Below are 18,350 nucleotides of genomic sequence, written 5' to 3' on the forward strand. Positions count from 1 at the left end.
GACCGCGTCCTCGATGGACCTCCTGGGTGGTGGCAGCAGAAACATGCAGGCCAGCCGGCTCCTTGCCGTGCTGTGGCTGTTCTGTGCTTCCTTTGCCATGCAGGTCATCACCGTCGGGCAGAGCGTTTCGAGCCGTGTGGGTGCGCAGGGCGGCAATGTCTCCGCACCCGACGGCGGATCACCCGATCGCCCCGCCGCGCGCCAGGTTTCCCGCGCCGTCGCCTTGCCGGAATTGCGCATCGTCGGCGAGCGGCCCGACGGAAAGTCGACGCTTGGTGGCGATCCTGTTGCGATCCTCGCGGCCGAAGCGGCGACCTTGCCGATTTATGAGGACATTCGCCCCCTCTTCTTCACGCGCACCGAAGTCGCAGTCGGCTCCCGTCACGATAGCGAGCGGATCCGCGGACCGCCCGCGGTCTAGAGTTGCGGTTGAGAATTCGGCGGAGCGTCCATCTCCGGCCTCGATGAAACCCAGCCCGAGCAGTGCCAGAACGGCGCGTTCAGGCGTTTTTGGAATTTCCACATGCGTACATCCAGATGGGCGGTTCTCGCCTATGTCGCGATCATTATCTTCGGATGCCTCGCGGCCGTGCCGAGCGTGTTGACGCCGGCCATGCGGGAGCAATTCGCTTCCGTCCTTCCCTTCAAGCCGGTCACCCTCGGCCTCGACCTTCGCGGCGGTTCGCACCTCGTGCTCGAGGTCGACGGGGCCGGGCTGCAGAAGGCTCGCCTCAACTCGCTTCTCGACGACACCCGGCGCGTCCTGCGCGGCGAGCGCGTCTCGGCCTCTTCGGCGCGCATCAGCGGCAACAGCGTGACGGTAAGCGTCCCGGATCCGGCGGACCGCGAAAAGGTGCTGCCGAAGCTGCAGGAGCTGGCGGCTCCCGTCGGCGGCACGGCCGGTTTCGGCGGCTCCGCTGCCGAGGTCGATGTGGCGACGAATGGCGACGTCATCACGCTCGCCATGACGGAGGCAGGCCTTGCCGACCGTATGACCAAGGCGGTCGAGCAGAGCCTTGAAATCATCCGCAACCGCGTCGACCAGGTCGGCGTCGCCGAGCCACTGATCCAGCGCATCGGTTCGAACCGCATTCTCGTCCAGCTGCCGGGGCTCCAGGATCCGACGCGTCTGCGCGAGCTGCTCGGTTCGACCGCGCAGATGAGCTTCCACATGCTCGACCAGACCGTCGACATCACGCAGCCGGCTCCGCGCGGCGTCGATATCCTGCCGGGCGCCGATGACGGCAACAAATATCCGGTCGAAAGCCGCGTCGCGATTTCCGGCGAACGCCTCGAGGATGCCAAGGTCGGCTTCGACCAGCGCACCAACCAGCCGGTGGTGGATTTCGCCTTCGACTCGCTCGGCGCCCGCCAGTTCGCCGATATCACCCGCGAAAACGTCGGCCGTCCCTTTGCCATCGTCCTCGACGGCAAGGTCCTGACCGCTCCGGTCATCAACGAGCCGATCCTCGGCGGCCGCGGCCAAATCAGCGGCAACTTCACCGTCGAGGAGGCAACGGTCCTCTCGGCGCTGCTGCGCTCCGGAGCCTTGCCGGCGCCGCTCACCATCATCGAAGAGCGCTCCGTCGGTCCGAACCTCGGCAGCGACTCGATCCGCATGGGTCTCTATACCGGTCTCGCCGGTTTCGGCCTCGTCGTGACGCTGATGGTGGTCCTTTACGGTGCCTGGGGCATGATCGCCAATGTCGGCCTGGTGCTCCACACCATCATGACGATCGGCGTTCTCGGCCTGATCGGTTCGACGCTGACCTTGCCGGGCATCGCCGGTATCATCCTCGGCATCGGCATGGCGGTCGACGCCAACATCCTCATCAACGCGCGTATCCGCGAAGAGACGGAAGCGGGCGCTGGTGCGATGAAGGCGCTCGATGTCGGCTTCAACAAGGCCTATGCGACCATCCTCGATTCCAACGTCACCACGCTTGCCGGCACGATACTCCTCTTCTGGCTGGGCAGCGGTCCGGTCCGCGGCTTCGCGGTCACGATGATGCTCGGCATCATCATCTCGATGTTCACTTCAGTGACGGTCGTGCGCCTGCTGATGCGCGAGGTCGTCGTGCGCCGCAAGATGAAGAAGCTGGAGATCCCGTCGCTCTTTGGGCGCGTCCCGCATCTGCCGACCTTCTCCTTCATGAAGCGGCGCTTCCAGGCGATCGGCTTTTCGGCCTTCCTGTCGATCAGCTCGGTCATCCTGTTCTTCACGCCCGGCCTCAACTACGGCATCGACTTCATCGGCGGTATCCAGGTCGAGGCGGTATCGAAGGACAAGATCGACCTGCCGACGCTGCGCCACAGTCTCGAAGAGCTCAATCTCGGCGAGGTGGCGCTGCAGGACTTCGGCGGCGGCCAGTCGGTACTGGTTCGCGTCCAGCGCCAGCCGGGCGGCGAGCAGGAGCAGACGGCGGCGCTGAACCGCATCAAGGATGCGGTGACGACCGCCATCCCCGGCGCCAGCATGGAGCGTACGGAGGTCGTCGGTCCGACGGTCAGCGGCGAGCTGGCCCGTTCGGGCTTCCTCGCTGTCGGCCTCGCGATGGTGGCGATCCTGCTCTACATCTGGTTCCGCTTCGAATGGCACTTCGCCGTCGGCGCGATCGCGGTGCTGTTGCTCGATATCACCAAGACCGTCGGCTTCTTTGCGCTGACGGGCATCGACTTCAACCTGACGGCGATCGCCGCTCTGCTGACGATGATCGGCTACTCGGTGAACGACAAGGTGGTGGTCTACGACCGCATGCGCGAGAACCTGCGCAAGTACAAGTCGATGCCGTTCTCCGACCTCATCGACATGAGCATCAACCAGGTGATCGCGCGATGCATCTTCACCTCCATGGCGACGGCGCTTTCACTGGTGCCGATGGCCATCTGGGGCGGCGAGGCGGTGCGCAGCTTCGCCTGGCCGATGATCTTCGGCGTCATCGTCGCGACGACCTCGTCGATCTACATCGGCGGACCGATCCTCCTGTTCCTCAGCCGTTGGTGGAAGGATCGCGAGGCCGGCCGCTCCAGCGCGCAGCAGCCGGGCACGCCGGCGGTCTGAGCGTCACCAACTGCAATCCGGAGCTAACCAAGGGGCAGCCGCGCCTGGCTGCCCCTTTTTTGTCTGAAAGTGCTGCCTTTATGCGAATCGTCGCTTGCAGGTCGATTCGGCGCTCCCTAGATAGGAAGGCGTCCCTGCAGGGGATCGTAACGGAATGTCTGCGCGGTAGGCGAGAATGAGCAGAGGAGAATTATTTTTCTTCTTCTCGTTTTTGTAATTGACCAAATTGGTAGATTATTCTAGTTTGCAAACGGCGACGCGGAAGGACTCCGCTTCGCATTGTTCATGAACCGCCGCGGCGCCATGTGCCCTGCCCAGCCGAAGGAGAGTGACATGTCCAGAACCGTCTCGACCGCCGCCTTCTGCGGCTCTCGTTCCCTTTGTCGTGCAACGGTGAAAGGTCGCATTCGCAAACTTTGCCGAATGTGACCGTCTGAACTTACCGAATTTACCTTTTGCCGAGAATTGAAGGATCCGCGCCTCAGGCGTGGAGGAGCGTTATTCGCATGAGCAAGCAAGTTATCGAATATGGCGGAGAAGCCGTCGGCGTCGTCGTCCCGGATCAGGACCGGTTGAAGTTTCTGGCCGTCAAGTATCACGTCTGGGATCTCGACGCGCAGCGTTTCGGCTCCGCCGATGAGGCGCGCGCAGCCATACGGCACCTGCTTGCCGGCAAGGGTGCGCCGCCCAGGCACGAGGTTGGCGCGGCGGCGTGATTTCTTGCGCCGTCCGCGGCCGCCACGATTTCCCAATAGCGAAAGTAAGCCACAGCTTCCGTGCAAGGCGCGATGCGGTCTGGCGCGTTTCCTGGCTTGATGAGGCCGGCCGACGAAGCATTCTGCCGCCGGATACTTGTGGACAATCGCATCCGCTGAGGTAAACGCTGCGAAAATTGGCTGGTTTTGGCCGAAACGCCGCTTGGAAAGGCTTGGTTTGCGGAAAAAAAGGGCCTATCTGGCTTCTATGTTTCTGCGCGCAGCGGCTGGAGATGGCGGCTGGCGGTGACCTTAGAACCCGGGATTGATGATGGGCTTGCGACATGTGAAGGGTGAGGGGCATTCCCCCAGCGCCATTCTGGACTCTATCGGCCGGACGCTGACGACGGCGAGCAACGGCATCAAGGCACTGGCCGAGCACCTGGCGACGGACGAAAGTTTTGCGCAGAGCCTCGTCGAGGCGGTCGAACTGGTCGGCGACGGGCATGGCCGCGTCGTCGTTTCCGGCGTCGGCAAGAGCGGGCATATCGGCCGGAAGATCGCCGCGACCCTGGCCTCCACCGGCACCTCCGCCTATTTCGTCCACCCGACCGAGGCCAGCCACGGCGACCTCGGCATGGTCACTTCCGATGACGTTCTCATCCTGTTGTCCTGGTCGGGAGAGACGGCGGAGCTCGCCAACATGCTCACCTATGCCAAGCGCTTCAAGGTGCCGATCGTATCGATCTCGTCGAACCGCGACAGCATCCTGGCCCGCAATTCCGAGATCGCCCTCGTGCTTCCAAAGGTGCCCGAGGCCTGTCCGCACGGGTTGGCGCCGACGACTTCGGCCATGCTGCAGCTCGCCGTCGGCGATGCGCTGGCAATCGCGCTTCTGGAACGGCGCGGTTTTTCCGCGGAGGATTTCAAGACTTTCCACCCGGGCGGCAAGCTCGGCGCGCAGTTGCGCCTCGTGCACGAGCTGGCGCATGTGGCGGATCAGATGCCGCTACTCGTCGTCGGCCGGCCGATGAGCGAAGCCGTCATCGAAATGTCGGCGAAAGGTTTCGGCGTCGTCGGCATCGTCGATGAAGGCGGCGTGCTGGTCGGGGTGATCACCGACGGCGATTTGCGCCGGCACATGGCCGGAGACCTGCTTGGCCAGCCGGTCGAAGAGGTGATGTCGTGTCACCCGAAGGTGATCCAGGCAGACGTGCTGGCGAGCGCCGCCATGGAATTCATGCAGGAGCACAAGGTTACCGTGCTGTTCCTCGTCGACGAAACAGGGATGCCTGAGGGCATCCTCCATATTCACGATCTCTTGCGCGCCGGCGTTGCCTGACTGGAAGCCGCCGCCCTCTTTTCCGGTTTTTGTCGCGGCGGCGGGTTGATGAATGCACCTGGTTTGTTGACGGTGTTGCGGTGCAGCCGCTCGGCGATCGCTTCTGCTCCGGCATCGGTGCCGGCAACGGAATAGAAGTTGCCGCGAACCTGGATCGACGCCGCCATCAGCCGGAACATCGCCGCGCTCAGTTCCGCATCCGGTAGCCGGGGCGCCACCCAGAAGGCATCGAGCGGTTGCTGGTCCGTCAGCCCCGCGATGTCGAAAACGGCCCTGCCGAGAATTTTGACCGGTCTGCCCTGTTTCAAGGCGTGCAGCCCGGCGGTCGAGTTGACCGTCACCATGCCGGCGCTCTTCTCCGTCAGCAGATCCAGATTTCCACCGTCGAGATAGATGACCCGCTCGCTGATTCCGAGCGCCGCCGATTGCTGGGCGATGATCCTGCGCCAGGGGATCAGGCTGTTGTCGAGCGGGTGCACCTTGATGGCGAGCTTGCTGGTGGCCGGTGCATGGCGCGCGAAGGAGGCGAGGATATCCGCAATCGCCTCTTTCTGGCTGTTGAAGGGAGAGTGTGCCCGCAATTGGAAGTCGGTCTCGAGCTGCAGCGGGTAGACGAAATAGGGCTCGCTTGCCGAGGTGAGCGAGCCGATCAGCCTGTCTGCCGCTCTTCGCTGGCGCTTGCTCACAACCAGGCGCCTTACCCAGCCGGCATATTCCGCCAGCGGATGAAAGATCGCGTGGCGGCGATAACCGGGGAAAAGAAACCAGAGGAAGACATTCGGCAGATTGTAAAGGAGGTCATAGGCCGCTTCGGCAAGGAAGGTCTGCGTGTGTTGCCGCTGCCAGTCCGGCTCCGGCAGCCCGGCCGCCGCGCTGAGGATCTGCTGGGGATCGGCAGGAAAATGCGAGTTGGACGACATGCCGCCGCGCTCGAGTGTCAGCCAGTCGGGCCTCAGATAGCCCATTTCGACGACGAAGACCTCAGCTCCGACCCGGCGCGCTGCAGCGATGGCCGCCTGGTGGTAGGGGCGTTCCTCGCCGAGAAGGACGAGGTCGCTGACGGAATGGCGGCGCAGGAATGCCTCCACACAAGCCGCCCAATCGTCGATCGTGCCACGATAGTTGTGCGCGCCGCCCCGTCGCCAGAAGATCTGGTCGCCCGCGTTGAGATTGATGCGCAGGCAGATGTGGCCGAATGCCTCGAGCCGCGTGGCGATCTTGGCGAAAATCGGCGAGGAGGGGCCCTGCAGGAACAGGAAAGTCCGCCGTGGCCGCTGCTGGATCGTCGTGCCTGCCGTCATGCTCAAAATTCCCCGCGGTCGCCGCTATTGCAGCGCGTCCTTGTGCAGATTGGCGTGCTTGAGCAGGGCACGCAGAAGATTCCACGGGTCCTCGTCCTGCGGTGGTTTGGGACGCTGATTTGCCGGGCGCGCCTTGGCAAGCGGGACGATGAAATAATCCGTGCGCGGATCGGGAAAAGGGTCGGCAAAGGATTTGAGGAGCGGAGCATGATCACCGTAGAAGACGAGCCAAACGGGGCGATCCAATCTGTCCAGGCCGTCGACCAGTTTCTTCAGTGCGGCATCCGATTGCTGAAGGATCGCCAGGTAGATCTCGACCGGATTGGTGAGCGCTTCAACGCGGCCCGGCTCCCAAGGACCGTGATTGGCCATCGAGGCCACGAAAAAGAGCCCGCTTTCGTCGTCGGGGAGCTTCTGCGTCTCTTCCAGAACTCTGGCGGTCAACACGGCGTCGGAGACGTAGAGACCATCTTGGGACGGATCATGGTCGAAGGCGTCGAGCATGGTCAGCGTGTCGAAGCCCAACACCGGCATCGCCTTGTGGCGCAGGAAGAAGGTCCGGTCATAAGGATGAATGAAATGGGTGCGCCAGCCGGCCCGCTTCAACTTTCCCGGCCAGACGACATCGGCATAGTGGGAGGCGCGAAGATAGGGATAGCTCGCATCGACATGGATATCGTCCGGCACCAGGCCGCTCAGGACGGCGAATTCGGTGCGCAGCGTGTAGCCGCCTTCGAAGACGTTGCTCAGCCGGCCCCATTGCACCGCCTGCTGGCGCAGCCTGTCGATCGCCGGCAGCTTGATCGTGTCCACGCCGAAATGCCGCATGTCGATGAAGGATTCCGATTGCCAGACGACGATCAGCGGCGCGTCCTCGTGGCCGATCAGCTCATGGACGGCGGCGCGCAGGCGTTCGGAGAGTTCGGCGACGATCTTCTCGCGCTTGACCCCCAGCCAGACGATGAAATGGAAGACGACCGAGCCGAAGGTGCCGAAGCGCACCGTGCTCATCTTGACGTTGACCTTCTTCCCCATCAGACGCTGCACGAGGGCGGCGGTGGGGCGGTTGACCGGACCGTAGAACAGCGAGAGCCAGGGTCCTGCGGCGATCCCGATCATCACCAGAATCCAAAACATCTTGTCGCGTGCCGGCAGCACCGTCGGCTCGAAATACATGTAGAGGCCCGAGACGCCGAAGACGTAGAGGACGGCGACGATCCAGAACACGATGTTCAGCGACGTCGCGTAGAAGATCGACTTGTATTTGAACACGTCGGCGACGAGGGCGATGTCGGAGAAGACCAGTGGCTCGCGGATGAACTTGAACTTCGCACGGGAAATGCCGGTGAAGATGATGAAGAAGCTCATGACCCCGGCAGCCGCGTAAAGCGGTCGCCAGGAGATTGCGAAAAAGCCGGCGAAGACGAGCGCTATCACCGGCAGCCTGGCAAGGACGTCGATGATGTCCTGATTACGGCCATGGGGAGACGCGTTCCTTCGGCGCTCGCGGGCCGGCAAGGCAAATCGATCGGTGAAGAAGATCACGCCGCAGGACAGCAGATAGCAGCCGAGCGTCAACGGTGCCGGATAGTCGTGCAACTGGATGGGAAGAAGCGCCAAGCCGATACCTTTGAGCAATTTCACCGCCGAAACCGCCTCGGCAGCAGGCCGTCATCCACTTAGAGGCTAACGTCCACCGGCACAAGCGCGCGCGACGGGGAGTTCCACCGTCACCGTCCCCGGCTGCGCTCGATCGCCCGGTCGAACCACCAGTTGATGAGCGGCCGAACCGCCGGGCCGAAGCGGCCGAGCAGGAAAAGCGTAAGGCCGAAATAGATCTCGAAGCGTTTCCTATCGATGCCGTCGACGATTTTCCGGGCAACGGCCTCGGCGCTCCAGGGGCGGACGACGCCCATCACCACGCTTGCCTCGCGCGGGCGCTCTGCGATTTCCCGCTCGAATTGCGGCGTTTCGGTATCCGGCGGATAGCCCACCGATACGCCGACGCCGTGGCAGCGCGCTTCGCTGCGCAGCGCTTCGGCAAAGCCGCGCAGGGCGAATTTCGACGCGCAATAGGCCGTGTAGCCGTATATGCCGATAAGTCCGCTACCCGAGGAAATCATCACGATATGCCCGCTGCGCCGCTGCACCATGTCCGGGTAGACGGCGCGCACCGCGTGCACGGTACCGGAGAAGTTCGTTTCCATCTGACGACGGAAGGCGGCGCTCGACGCATCGAGGAACGGCGCCGGTTCGACAATGCCTGCGGACGTCACGAGAATATCGCAGGGGCCCAGCGCCTCGATGCAGCGGCCGATCGCCGGGCCGATTTTTGCCTCGTTCGCGACATCGGCGGCTTCGATATGGATATCGCCTTGCCGCGCGCCGTATTTGGAGACAAGCGTCTGCGCCGCCAGTTCCAGGAGATCGCGCGAGCGCGCAATCAGTGACAGCCGAGCGCCGCGGCTTGCATAGAGGGACGCGAGTGCCAGGCCGATGCCGCTCGAGCCGCCGGTGATGATCACATGGGTCATGCGGTAACCTGCCTGCCGCCGCGGCTCGACGCAGCCACGATGTCTAGATCACGATGATTTTAGGTCGGATCGACCCATTCATGAACGTGATCGATTCTAATGGGTTAGAGCGGGATGCGGGCGGAAAACCGGCACACACTTTTCCTCATCCCGCTCTAACGCGCCGAAAGCGTCTTCAGCATTTGGTCGATATCGACACCGCCGAGGCCGAAATTCCGTTCGACGAGATCCTTCAGGCGTTCGGCCGTCAGCGTCACGGTACGGCGGATCTGTTCCTCCGTATGCTCGCTGGTGATGAAGTAACGCAGCCGCGCCATGCCCTCCGGAACGGCGGGATGGATGATCGGCAGCACATTGATGCCGGCGGCGAGCAGGTCGTTCGACAGCTGCACGGCTCTAAGCGAATCGCCGACGATCACCGGCACGACCGAGTAACCGCCGCTCAAGCCGGTGTCGAGACCGGCCTCCTTAGCAAGTTTCAGGAACAGGGCGCCGTTGCGCCTCAGCGCTGCGGTGCGCTCCGGTTCCCGTTCGAGAACGTCGATGCTTGCAACCGCCGATGCGCCGAGAACGGGCGCGAGACCGACGCTGTAGACGAAGCCGCCGGCTGACGCCTTGAGCACCGCCGCAAGCGCCTCGCTGCCGGCGATATAACCGCCGCAGCTCGAGGTGGTTTTCGAGAGCGTCCCCATCCAGATGTCGACCTCGTGAGGATCGACGCCGAAATGCTCGGCCAGGCCCTTGCCCCGCCGGCCCAGTACGCCCAGCGAATGGGCCTCGTCGACCATCAGCCAGAAGCCGAATTCCGCCTTGAGCTTGAGAAGCGCCGGCAGGTTGGCGACATCGCCGTCCATCGAATAGATGCCTTCGACAATCACCAGGATGTGGCGATAGTCGCCGGAAACGGTGCGCAGCACATGTTCGAGGTCGGCCGTATCGTTGTGCTTGAACAGGCGGCGCGCCGCGCCCGAGAGCTTGATGCCGGCAAGGGCGCTGTTGTGGATGAACTCGTCATGGATGACGAGATCCTTCGGCCCCAACAGGCAGCCTATGGCCGCGACATTGGTGAGATAACCGCTGACGAAACAGACGGCCGCCTCGACGCCGTAGAAGCGCGCGATCCGCTCCTCGAGCTCGACGTGAACCGGTCTTTCGCCTGCCACGAGCCGGCTCGCCGAGGCGGAAATTCCGAAGGTCTCGATCGTCTCGCGCGCGCGCTCGAGCACGTGGGCGTGTCTGTTCAGCCCGAGATAGTCATAGGATGCGAAGTTGACGAGCTTGCGGCCGTCGATCATCGTCGTCGCGCCGGCGGCCGTCTGATGCGCCCGATAGAACGGATTGGCGATGCCGAGCTGCTCGCTCGCGAACTTCTGCGCCTGCACCTGCTTGTATTCGGGCAGATCCTCGAAGCGCGCCTGTTGGCGGCGCGGCGCAGGCGGCAAGTCCCGTTCCGAGCGCGCCATTCGGTTGCGCTCCGAGGATTGATGCGTGTTCCTCATCCTGTCCAGCAGGTTCTCCCTGAGGCTGCTGTTCATCTTGGAGAAGGTCTGGCCGTTTCCGTCCTTGCTCATTGGCTCAGTGCTTTTTCCTTGGCTGCTCCGACATGGCGTTGCGTCAGTTCGGTGACGAGCTTGTCGTCGCCGGCTTCGCCATCGTCGCTCTGATCGCGCTTGCTGACCTTTTCGTAAAGCTTGCGCGCAACATCGCCGACGGTCGTGTTGTCGGCGACGCCGCTAAGCGGCATGTCGAAGCCGGTATTCTGCTGGAAGCTGATGCCGAGCTCCACCGCCATCAGGCTGTCGAGGCCGATTTCCTTCAGGATCTTGCCGCGCGTCACCGTGTCCTTGGCCACCCGGAGAATGGCGGCGATCTCGCCCGCGACCAGGTCGAACAGGATATCCTCCGCCTCCTGCGGCGCCTTGCCCTCGATCATCGCCACGAGGTCCATCTTGGTGCCTTCGGTGCCGGAGGCGTGCTGGTCGGCACTGCGCAGGATGACCTCGAAGAGGGCATTTCGGGTAACCGGCAGATTGCGCGCCGCACCCCAGTCGATCTCGGAGATCATGACGACGGCCGCGTCGATGCTGCCCGGATCGGCGGCAATATGGCTCTCCACCATGTCGAGCGCCATATGGGCCTTCAGCGCCGTCTTGCCGATACGCTTCGCGAGCAGGTCGTTCACGTCGGCGTTCTGCGTCAGATAACCCGCATCGGCGATCGCGCCGAACCCGACTGCCAGCCCTGCCAGCCCCGCCGCACGACGGGTGCGGGCGAGGCCTTCGAGATAACCGTTGGCGGCCACATAGTTTGCCTGGCCCGGATTGCCGACGAGCGTCGTTGCCGAGGAGAACAAGATGAAGTTGTCGAGCGTGTCCTGGCGGGTCAGGCGGTCGAGGATCGCTGCGCCCTTCGCCTTGACATCGATGACCGGCCTGTTGCGCTCGCGGGTCAGGTTGCTGATCAGGGCATCGTCGAGCACCATTGCCGCATGCACGATCGAGCGTAGCGGCGCTTGCCCCCGGAGCGTCGCGAGAAGCGCTTCCACAGCCGTGGCATCGGTGACATCACAGGCGTGCAGCGATGCCGCCACGCCGGCCTTCTTCCAGCGCTCGACCATCGCGCTCGTCGCGGTATCCGGCTGGCCGCGGCGTGAACAGAGGGCGATGTTGCGCGCCCCTTTCTCGACGAGCCAGTTCGCCGCAACAAGACCGAAGCCGCCGATGCCGCCGACAACGAGATGCATGCCATCCGGATCGACCTTCATGCCCCGACGCGGCTTCGCGGCAATCTCGTGCTTGCCGGCGACCGGCGGGAGCACGACGATCTTGCCGATATGGCCGGCATTCTGCATCAGCCGGAACGCATTGCCGATTTCGTCGAAATCGAAGGCGCGGTAGGGAAGCGGCGTCAGTCTGCCCTGATCGAAGAGTTCGCCGATCTCCATGAAGATCTGCTTGGTCAGCTCCGGCTGATTGACGAGGAGCTGGTCCGCGTCGATGCCGAAATAGCTGACGTTGCGGCGGAACGGCCTGAGGCCGATCTTGCTGTCGGCGTAATAGTCGCGCTTGCCGAGCTCCAGGAAGCGCCCGAACGGTTTGACGAGCGCGAGGCTCTGTTCCATTGCCTCGGCGAAGAGAGAGTTGAGGACGAGATCCACCCCTTCGCCGCCGGTGACGGACCGGACGTCGTTGACGAAGCCGAGCGAACGGGAATCGAAGACGTGGTCGGCGCCGAGCATCGTCAGGAACCGTCGTTTTTCGCGGGTTCCGGCCGTCGCGATGACCTTGGCGCCCTTCAGTTTGGCAACCTGGAGCGCGGCGAGGCCGACGCCGCCGGCGGCGCCGTGGATGAGAATCGTTTCGCCCGACCGGATACGTCCGAGCTCGACCATCGCATAATAGGCGGTGAGGAACGCGACCGGCAGGGTGGCGGCCGCCACCGGGCTGATCGTCTGCGGCAGCTTGGCGACGCCGGCCCGGGAGACGACCGCATGCGTCGAGAAGGCGGCGGACGCGATCGCCATCACCGCGTCGCCGATGGCGAGATCGTCAACCCCTTCGCCGACTTCGACCACATGGCCGGAGAGCTCCATGCCGATCGTCGCGCCGGCGAAGCCGTCTTCGAGCGCCTCTTCCGGCAGCAGGCCCATCGCCCACATGACGTCGCGGAAGTTGAGACCGGTGGCGGCGACCGAGACGACGATCTCCCCGGGGCCGGCCCGAGGCACATCGGTTTCTTCCCAGGTAATGCTGCTGACCTGGGAACTGACGCGCTGGCGGATTGTAGCCGCCGAGAAAGCGCTGATCTTGCCTTCGCTCTTGGCGGCGGGACCGGATACGGCGCGGATTTCCGAGATCAGGCCGGTCGCCCGATCAAGCAGCCATTCACGGTTGGAACCCTCGATGGTGAGCAGCGGCAATGCCGAGGCGAGCATCTCCTCGCGGCTCGCCGTCTGGTCGGCGAGATCGAGTGAATGAACGTCGAGGAATTCGTACTCGTTCTGCAGCACGCGGACGAATGTCCACAAGCCGGAATTCACGCCCGAGCTTGCCGATTCCGACACGGGCGCGCCGCCCGGCGCCACCAGCACCAGACGGGGACGTGCCTCTCCGACGAGTTCGGCGTTCGCGACGCGCTGCTTCAGCGTTTCGGCAAAGGCGCTGAGCGCCAGCACCTGTGTTTGCAGCAAGGCGGAATCGCCGTCGCCAACATGGTCTGTTGTCGCAGAGAGGAAAACCGCGCGGACCGGTTTTTCGCCGAACCCGTCGAGCGCTGTCCCGAGCAGGTCGATATCGGCGACCATGTCGCCCGAGACGGCAACCGGGATCGCGCCAGCGGCAGCCGAGCTGCCCCGGACGCCCGTTTCGACCAGCAGATAGGGAATTCCGCCAGCGGCGCTTGCCAGCGGCCCGGCTGCGACGGCCGTGCCGCGCGCCTCGATCAGGATCGCATTGCCGTGCGGGCATTCGCAATCGCTGACGCTGACGTCGGCGAGTTCGAGTTCGGCCAGACATTTCTGCCAGTGCGATACCGCGGCGCGCTTGCCGATCGGGAACTCCGCCGTCTGGCTGCGTTCGAACCAGCCTTCGGAGAGGCCCAAGGCGAAGTCACTGAAGATCGACGGGGCACTGACGGCAGCGACCAGGGCGCCGCTTTCCCGCAATGCCGACCGCAGCGCGGTGCGGATGCCGGCTTCCTCTTCGATCAGTTGGTACAGGTTGTCCGAGGCGCTGACGGCGAGGTCGAAGGGCCCGATCGCGGCGAATTCGCTCTTCTTCAGAATACGCACATGGGCGTCTTCTTCGAAGGCGATCTCGAGGTTGCGCTGGGCGTTGTCGCGCGGCTCGACGACGGAAAGGGTCGTTCCATGCCGGGCCGCCAGATCGGCCAAACGCCGCGTGAAGCCCGCCGAGACACTGCCCAACTCGACGATGCGCAGGCGAGCGCCTTCGACCTGTGCGGCCAAGGCGCGTTCGACCATGCCAAGGATCTGATCCATGCGCGAACGGCTCGCCACCGAATGGACGGCCTGGTGATCGAGCGTCGCCTCGCTGATGAAGCCGGCGTTGAAGGCCGCGGCCTCTCCGCTGGCTGTTCCGGCGAGCAGGGTGGTGAGACGGCCCAGCGCTTCCGCATGGGCGTTGTTGATCAACACCGCTTCCACGGCGCGATCGGGACGTTCGCCGTAGAGCTCGCCAAGGATTTCCGCGACGGTCGGAAGCGTGAACTCCGGCGCGACTTTCCAATTGCCGTCCTGGTGTTCGCAGAGCCCGGCGTCCTCGAGCGCATAGAGGCAGTTCGTCAGGAAGCATTGAAACGCGAAATCGCCCGGCAAGCCATTGCCAGGGATCGTGCTCCTTCCGCGCGCCAGCTTGAGAGCGATCTCATGACAGGCGCGATAGATGGCCGCATTGAAGAGCAGCGTCGCATTGTCGACGCCGCTCTCGGCGTCGGCCGGTTCCGACAGCTTCGCCGGAACCGTCCCGGCAACCTTCGTGCCGGGCAGGATCACGTTGGACAGAACCGTCTCGTAGTGGAAGGACAACCCGTCGAGCGCCTTGTGCTTGCGCAGATAGGTCCGGCGGAAACGGCAATCGTCGAAATGCGCGATCGGCTCGCCGGCCGCATCGTAGAAGTGGAACCTTGCCTTGATCGAATTGGCGCTGACGCGCTCGATCTCGATCGTCGCCCGTGCAATCGGCCGGCCTGCATTGACGACGCGTACCGAACCGAAGCGGACCGGAATGTAAGGCGCGCCGCCCTTGTCGCCGGTGAAGCGGTCGAAGAGCGCCACCAGCCCGTGGAAGGTCGCGTCGACGGAGATTGGATGGAGCGCATAGCTGACGAACGGATGCCCTGATCCGGCGGGAGCCTTCAGCTCGACCTCGATCAGCCGATCCCCGTAGGCGACCGCCCTGGCCAGCAATTGGAAATGCGGGCCGTAGTCGAGCCCGAATTGCTTGGCCGTGTCATAGGCCTTCGCCGGCGTGACGATGCCTGACTTGGCCAGGCTGGAGATCGACGCATGTCTTGTGTTTGCACGGGCTATCGGCTTGCGGCTTCTCGCCACCGCATGGACCGTCCAATCGTCCTCCGACAGGCGCTCGCGCGACCGGATCTCGATGTCGCCCGTCTCCGGCGACAGGATGGTCGACAGCTCCATGATCCGGCTGTCGCTGAGTTCGAGCGGCCGGACGATCTCTAGATTGGTGATCTCGACTTCGTCGCTGCCGTAATATTGCTGCGCAGCAGAGACGGCCACCTCGATGAAGCCGCTGCCCGGCAGGATCGCCTTGCCGTCGACGACGTGTTCGGCGAGATCCGGGAAAAGATGCGCGTCGACATGGTTTTTCCAGCTGCCGCTGTTGGGGTCGCCGCGCCAGCCCGTAAGGCGGTAAGGCTTGCTGGAGCGACCGAAGAGGTCGGTCGCATCCGTGGTGGCCTGCGGACGAAGCTCGACCGGCTCGAACGGCAGGCTCGGCAGTTCGATGAGGGCGTCGCGCTTGCCGTAGACGCGGATCCGGTCGACCGCTGCGCCATGCGCGACGGCACGCGCCATCGATGCAGAGATCGGGTCCTGCCCTTTCTCCGCGGCATCGCGAAGCAAGGTCGCAACCACCATTGCCGGAGCCGCCGCCTGCTTGATCGTCTCCTTGACATAGGAGGCCAGGATCGGCCGCGGAGAGATTTCGATGAACAACCGGCAGCCGAGCGCGAGCGCCGCGTCGGTGGCAGCCTGGAAGCGCACCGGCTCGCGGACGTTCTTCCACCAATAGTCCGGATCGAGCTCCGTGCCGTCGAGAGCGTCGCCGGTGACCGTCGAGAGATAGGTCAGTTCCGTCCGGCGCGGGGCGATATCGGGAATATCGGCAAGAAACGCCTCTTTCGCCTGGTCGATGATCGGATGGTGGAACGGGTAGTTGATGTCGAGGATCTGAACCGGGATCTTCGCCTTGCGGGCGGCGTCGCGGAAGGCGGTGACCTCATGCGCCGGCCCGGAAATCGTCACCGAATTATGCGCATTCACGGCTGCGACGCAGACTTCGTCGAGGCCGCGCGCCTCGGCGAAGGCGGCCGCCGCCTCCTCGCCGAGCATCACGGCCGCCATCGTACCCTGGCCCGCCAAGAGGTCCTGGTGCAACGAGCGCTTGGCGACGATCGACACGGCGTCGACCAGCGTCAGCGCGCCGGCCGCATAGGCTGCGGCGATCTCGCCGACCGAATGACCGAACACGGCGGCCGGCTTGACGCCCATCGCCACGAGCGAGTCGGAAAGTGCGGCCTGGATCGCGAACAGCAGCGGCTGGGCGATCTTGGTGTCGGCGAGCTTCTTGTCCAGTTCCGGATCGGTCAAGAGATCCTTGAGATCGATATCGGAGTGGAACTTGAAGAGCGCGCTGATGGAGGTGAAGGACTGCCGGAAGTGCAGGTTTTCGCGGAACGCGTCGACGCCCATGCCGGCCCATTGCGAGCCGTTGCCGGAGAAGACGAAGGCGACCTGCGCATTCTTGACCGGCGCCTCGCCGACTTCGCCGATATCCGACCCCGGCTTGTCGAGGTGGCTGGCGATCGCCCGGACGATGTCTTCGGGATGATCGCTACGCGCTGCAAAGCGGTGGCGCATATGGGTGCGGTTCGCGCCAGAGGCGGCGATGATGGCGCGCGCCTCTTCCTTGGAAGCGTTCGCGAACGATGCCTTGTAGTCCTTGAGCAGGTTTTCGAGGCTCGACTGCGTATGGGCGCTTGCGAGGAACACGTGTCCCGCCGATGTAGCCGGGGCCTTTTCCTGCGGGACCGGATCGGGATCGCTGATGACGACATGCGCGTTGGCGCCGCCGAAGCCGAAGGAATTGATGCCGGCGAGCCGGGCGCGCTTGCCCTTCAGAAGTTCGATCGGATTCGCGGTGACGCGGACATTGAGGCCCTCGAAGTCGATATGCTCGTTCGGCGTGTCGAAGTGCAGCGAGGCCGGAAGGTAATTATGCTCGAGCGCCAGCACGGCCTTCATCATGCCGAACAGGCCCGAGGCCGGCTCGGTATGGCCGATATTCGACTTGATGGAGCCGATCGGTACCGGAGCCCGGCGCTTGGCGCCGATGACCGTGCCGATGGACCACACCTCCGCCGGGTCGCCGACCTTGGTGCCCGTGCCGTGACCTTCGACGAAGGCCACCTGGTTGGCATCGATGCCGTTGCCCTCGTAGATCGCCTTGAGCAGATTGGCCTGGGCTTCGCGCGAAGGCAGCGATATGCCGTTGGTGCGGCCGGCCGAATTGACGCCGGAGGCGACGATCCTCGCGTAGCTCCGGTCCTTTTCCCGACGCGCCCGGTCCGAGCGCCGCAGCACGAAGACGACGCCGCCTTCCGCGCGGACATAGCCGGCGCCGTCATTGTCGTAGGCGCGGCAGAGCCCCTCCGGCGACAGCATGCGCGCCTGGGCGAAGCCGACGAAAGGAAGTGGATGGGCGAGAATGTTGACGCCGCCGACGATCGCCGTGTCGATCTCGCCGGCATTGAGCGCCCGCATCGCCTGGTCGAGCGCAACCAGCGAGGAGGAACAGGCGGTATCGACGGTCATGCTCGGGCCGCTCAGGCCGAAGACGTGCGAAATGCGGTTGGAGACGATCGAGAGCGTATTGCCCGTCATGAAATAGGGGCCGGCGGCAGCCGGGTCTTCGACCGTCAGGTTGGCGTGATCGAGGCTCGAGGCGCCGATATAGACGCCGACATTCTCGCCGTGCAGCGACGCGACCGAGATATTTGCATCCTCGAGCGCGCGCCAGGCAAGCTGCAAGAGCACCCGCTGCTGCGGGTCCATGTACATGGCTTCGCGCTGCGACATGCCGAATACGGCAGGGTCGAAATCGTAGATCGTCTCGAGAACACCGGCGGCGAACGAATAGGTCTTGCCCTGCGTTCCCATCACCGGGTGCCAGAAGCGCGCCAAGTCCCAACGATCGCCCGGCACGCTGGACACGGTGCACATGCCTTGACGAAGAATTTTGAAGAGCGCCTGCGGCGATTGCGCTCCAGGTGCCAGGCATGCACGCCCTATGATTTCAACAGTCATGTATGATCGAACGCTCTAGAACTGCGTTAAAATTGCCCTAGCCAATTGCAACGTCAAACGAAAATTGCAACCGGCGATACATTTGCTGGGTGGTTTTCCCCTTTTTTATCCCCCCTGCTGCATTAGGGAGCTTTTAACTCATAGGGCCTAGCTTTCAACCCCAAAGGACTAGATAAACGGCCTGCAATCCCCGTCCAATACAATTACGGCGACAGCTCGTAACCGATTTCGACGGCGGTATGGCCGGAAAGGCGCAGTTCCGAATATTTTGGCTCGCTTGTCGGCGGGTGGCTTGTTGTGGGACGGCGATTGTGCTTTTCAGGGACCGGCGGATTCCTGCCGGGTAG

The 18,350-nt window shown here is 63.8% G+C and carries 9 protein-coding genes; 4 read left to right on the forward strand and 5 right to left on the reverse strand.

All coding sequences use genetic code 11. From position 1 onward, the window contains the following. Positions 1–13: 13 nt before the first annotated feature. From NGR_RS12375 to NGR_RS12390, 4 genes are all read left to right on the forward strand, one after another. Positions 14–421 (forward strand): hypothetical protein, encoded by a 408-nt coding sequence (locus NGR_RS12375; protein WP_012706785.1) that lies wholly within the window; start codon positions 14–16, stop codon positions 419–421. 102 nt (positions 422–523) lie between these two features. After that, on the forward strand, positions 524–3,061 hold the full coding sequence (gene secD / locus NGR_RS12380; RefSeq protein ID WP_012706786.1) for a protein translocase subunit SecD: 2,538 nt from the start codon (positions 524–526) through the stop codon (positions 3,059–3,061). Positions 3,062–3,567: 506 nt separating this feature from the next. Then, positions 3,568–3,777 carry a hypothetical protein gene (locus NGR_RS12385; RefSeq protein WP_012706788.1) on the forward strand — a complete coding sequence of 70 codons (210 nt, stop codon included), beginning with the start codon at positions 3,568–3,570 and terminating at the stop codon, positions 3,775–3,777. 307 nt (positions 3,778–4,084) lie between these two features. Beyond that, a complete protein-coding gene (locus NGR_RS12390; RefSeq protein WP_193377891.1) occupies positions 4,085–5,098 on the forward strand; it encodes a KpsF/GutQ family sugar-phosphate isomerase in 1,014 nt (337 codons plus the stop codon). Here the strand turns inward: NGR_RS12390 and NGR_RS12395 are convergent. The 5 genes from NGR_RS12395 to NGR_RS12415 form a co-directional block, all read right to left on the reverse strand. Further along, a complete protein-coding gene (locus NGR_RS12395) occupies positions 5,068–6,399 on the reverse strand; it encodes a capsule biosynthesis protein (protein ID WP_012706790.1) in 1,332 nt (443 codons plus the stop codon). The two genes, NGR_RS12390 and NGR_RS12395, sit on opposite strands and share 31 nt — an antisense overlap. A gap of 24 nt (positions 6,400–6,423) precedes the next feature. After that, positions 6,424–8,043: an LTA synthase family protein gene (locus tag NGR_RS12400; RefSeq protein ID WP_012706791.1), complete on the reverse strand. Its 1,620-nt coding sequence runs from the start codon at positions 8,041–8,043 to the stop codon at positions 6,424–6,426. Positions 8,044–8,129: 86 nt separating this feature from the next. Continuing rightward, a complete protein-coding gene (locus tag NGR_RS12405; protein ID WP_012706792.1) occupies positions 8,130–8,933 on the reverse strand; it encodes an SDR family oxidoreductase in 804 nt (267 codons plus the stop codon). Positions 8,934–9,088: 155 nt separating this feature from the next. Next, complete coding sequence (locus NGR_RS12410) at positions 9,089–10,504, reverse strand: aminotransferase class I/II-fold pyridoxal phosphate-dependent enzyme (RefSeq protein WP_164924163.1); 1,416 nt, start codon at positions 10,502–10,504, stop codon at positions 9,089–9,091. Continuing rightward, on the reverse strand, positions 10,501–18,003 hold the full coding sequence (locus tag NGR_RS12415) for a type I polyketide synthase (protein ID WP_012706794.1): 7,503 nt from the start codon (positions 18,001–18,003) through the stop codon (positions 10,501–10,503). Before NGR_RS12415 ends, NGR_RS12410 begins: the two co-directional genes overlap by 4 nt. Between the last annotated feature and the right edge of the window lie 347 nt (positions 18,004–18,350).

The sequence above is a fragment of the Sinorhizobium fredii NGR234 genome (genome assembly GCF_000018545.1).
In the GTDB taxonomy this organism is placed as follows: domain Bacteria; phylum Pseudomonadota; class Alphaproteobacteria; order Rhizobiales; family Rhizobiaceae; genus Sinorhizobium; species Sinorhizobium fredii_A.

Coding starts and splice junctions, on each gene's coding strand:
- NGR_RS12375 (WP_012706785.1), top strand. CDS start 14: ATGGACCTCCTGGGTGGTGGCAGCAGAAACATGCAGGCCAGCCGGCTC.
- secD (WP_012706786.1), top strand. CDS start 524: ATGCGTACATCCAGATGGGCGGTTCTCGCCTATGTCGCGATCATTATC.
- NGR_RS12385 (WP_012706788.1), top strand. CDS start 3,568: ATGAGCAAGCAAGTTATCGAATATGGCGGAGAAGCCGTCGGCGTCGTC.
- NGR_RS12390 (WP_193377891.1), top strand. CDS start 4,085: ATGATGGGCTTGCGACATGTGAAGGGTGAGGGGCATTCCCCCAGCGCC.
- NGR_RS12395 (WP_012706790.1), bottom strand. CDS start 6,399: ATGACGGCAGGCACGACGATCCAGCAGCGGCCACGGCGGACTTTCCTG.
- NGR_RS12405 (WP_012706792.1), bottom strand. CDS start 8,933: ATGACCCATGTGATCATCACCGGCGGCTCGAGCGGCATCGGCCTGGCA.
- NGR_RS12410 (WP_164924163.1), bottom strand. CDS start 10,504: ATGAGCAAGGACGGAAACGGCCAGACCTTCTCCAAGATGAACAGCAGC.
- NGR_RS12415 (WP_012706794.1), bottom strand. CDS start 18,003: ATGACTGTTGAAATCATAGGGCGTGCATGCCTGGCACCTGGAGCGCAA.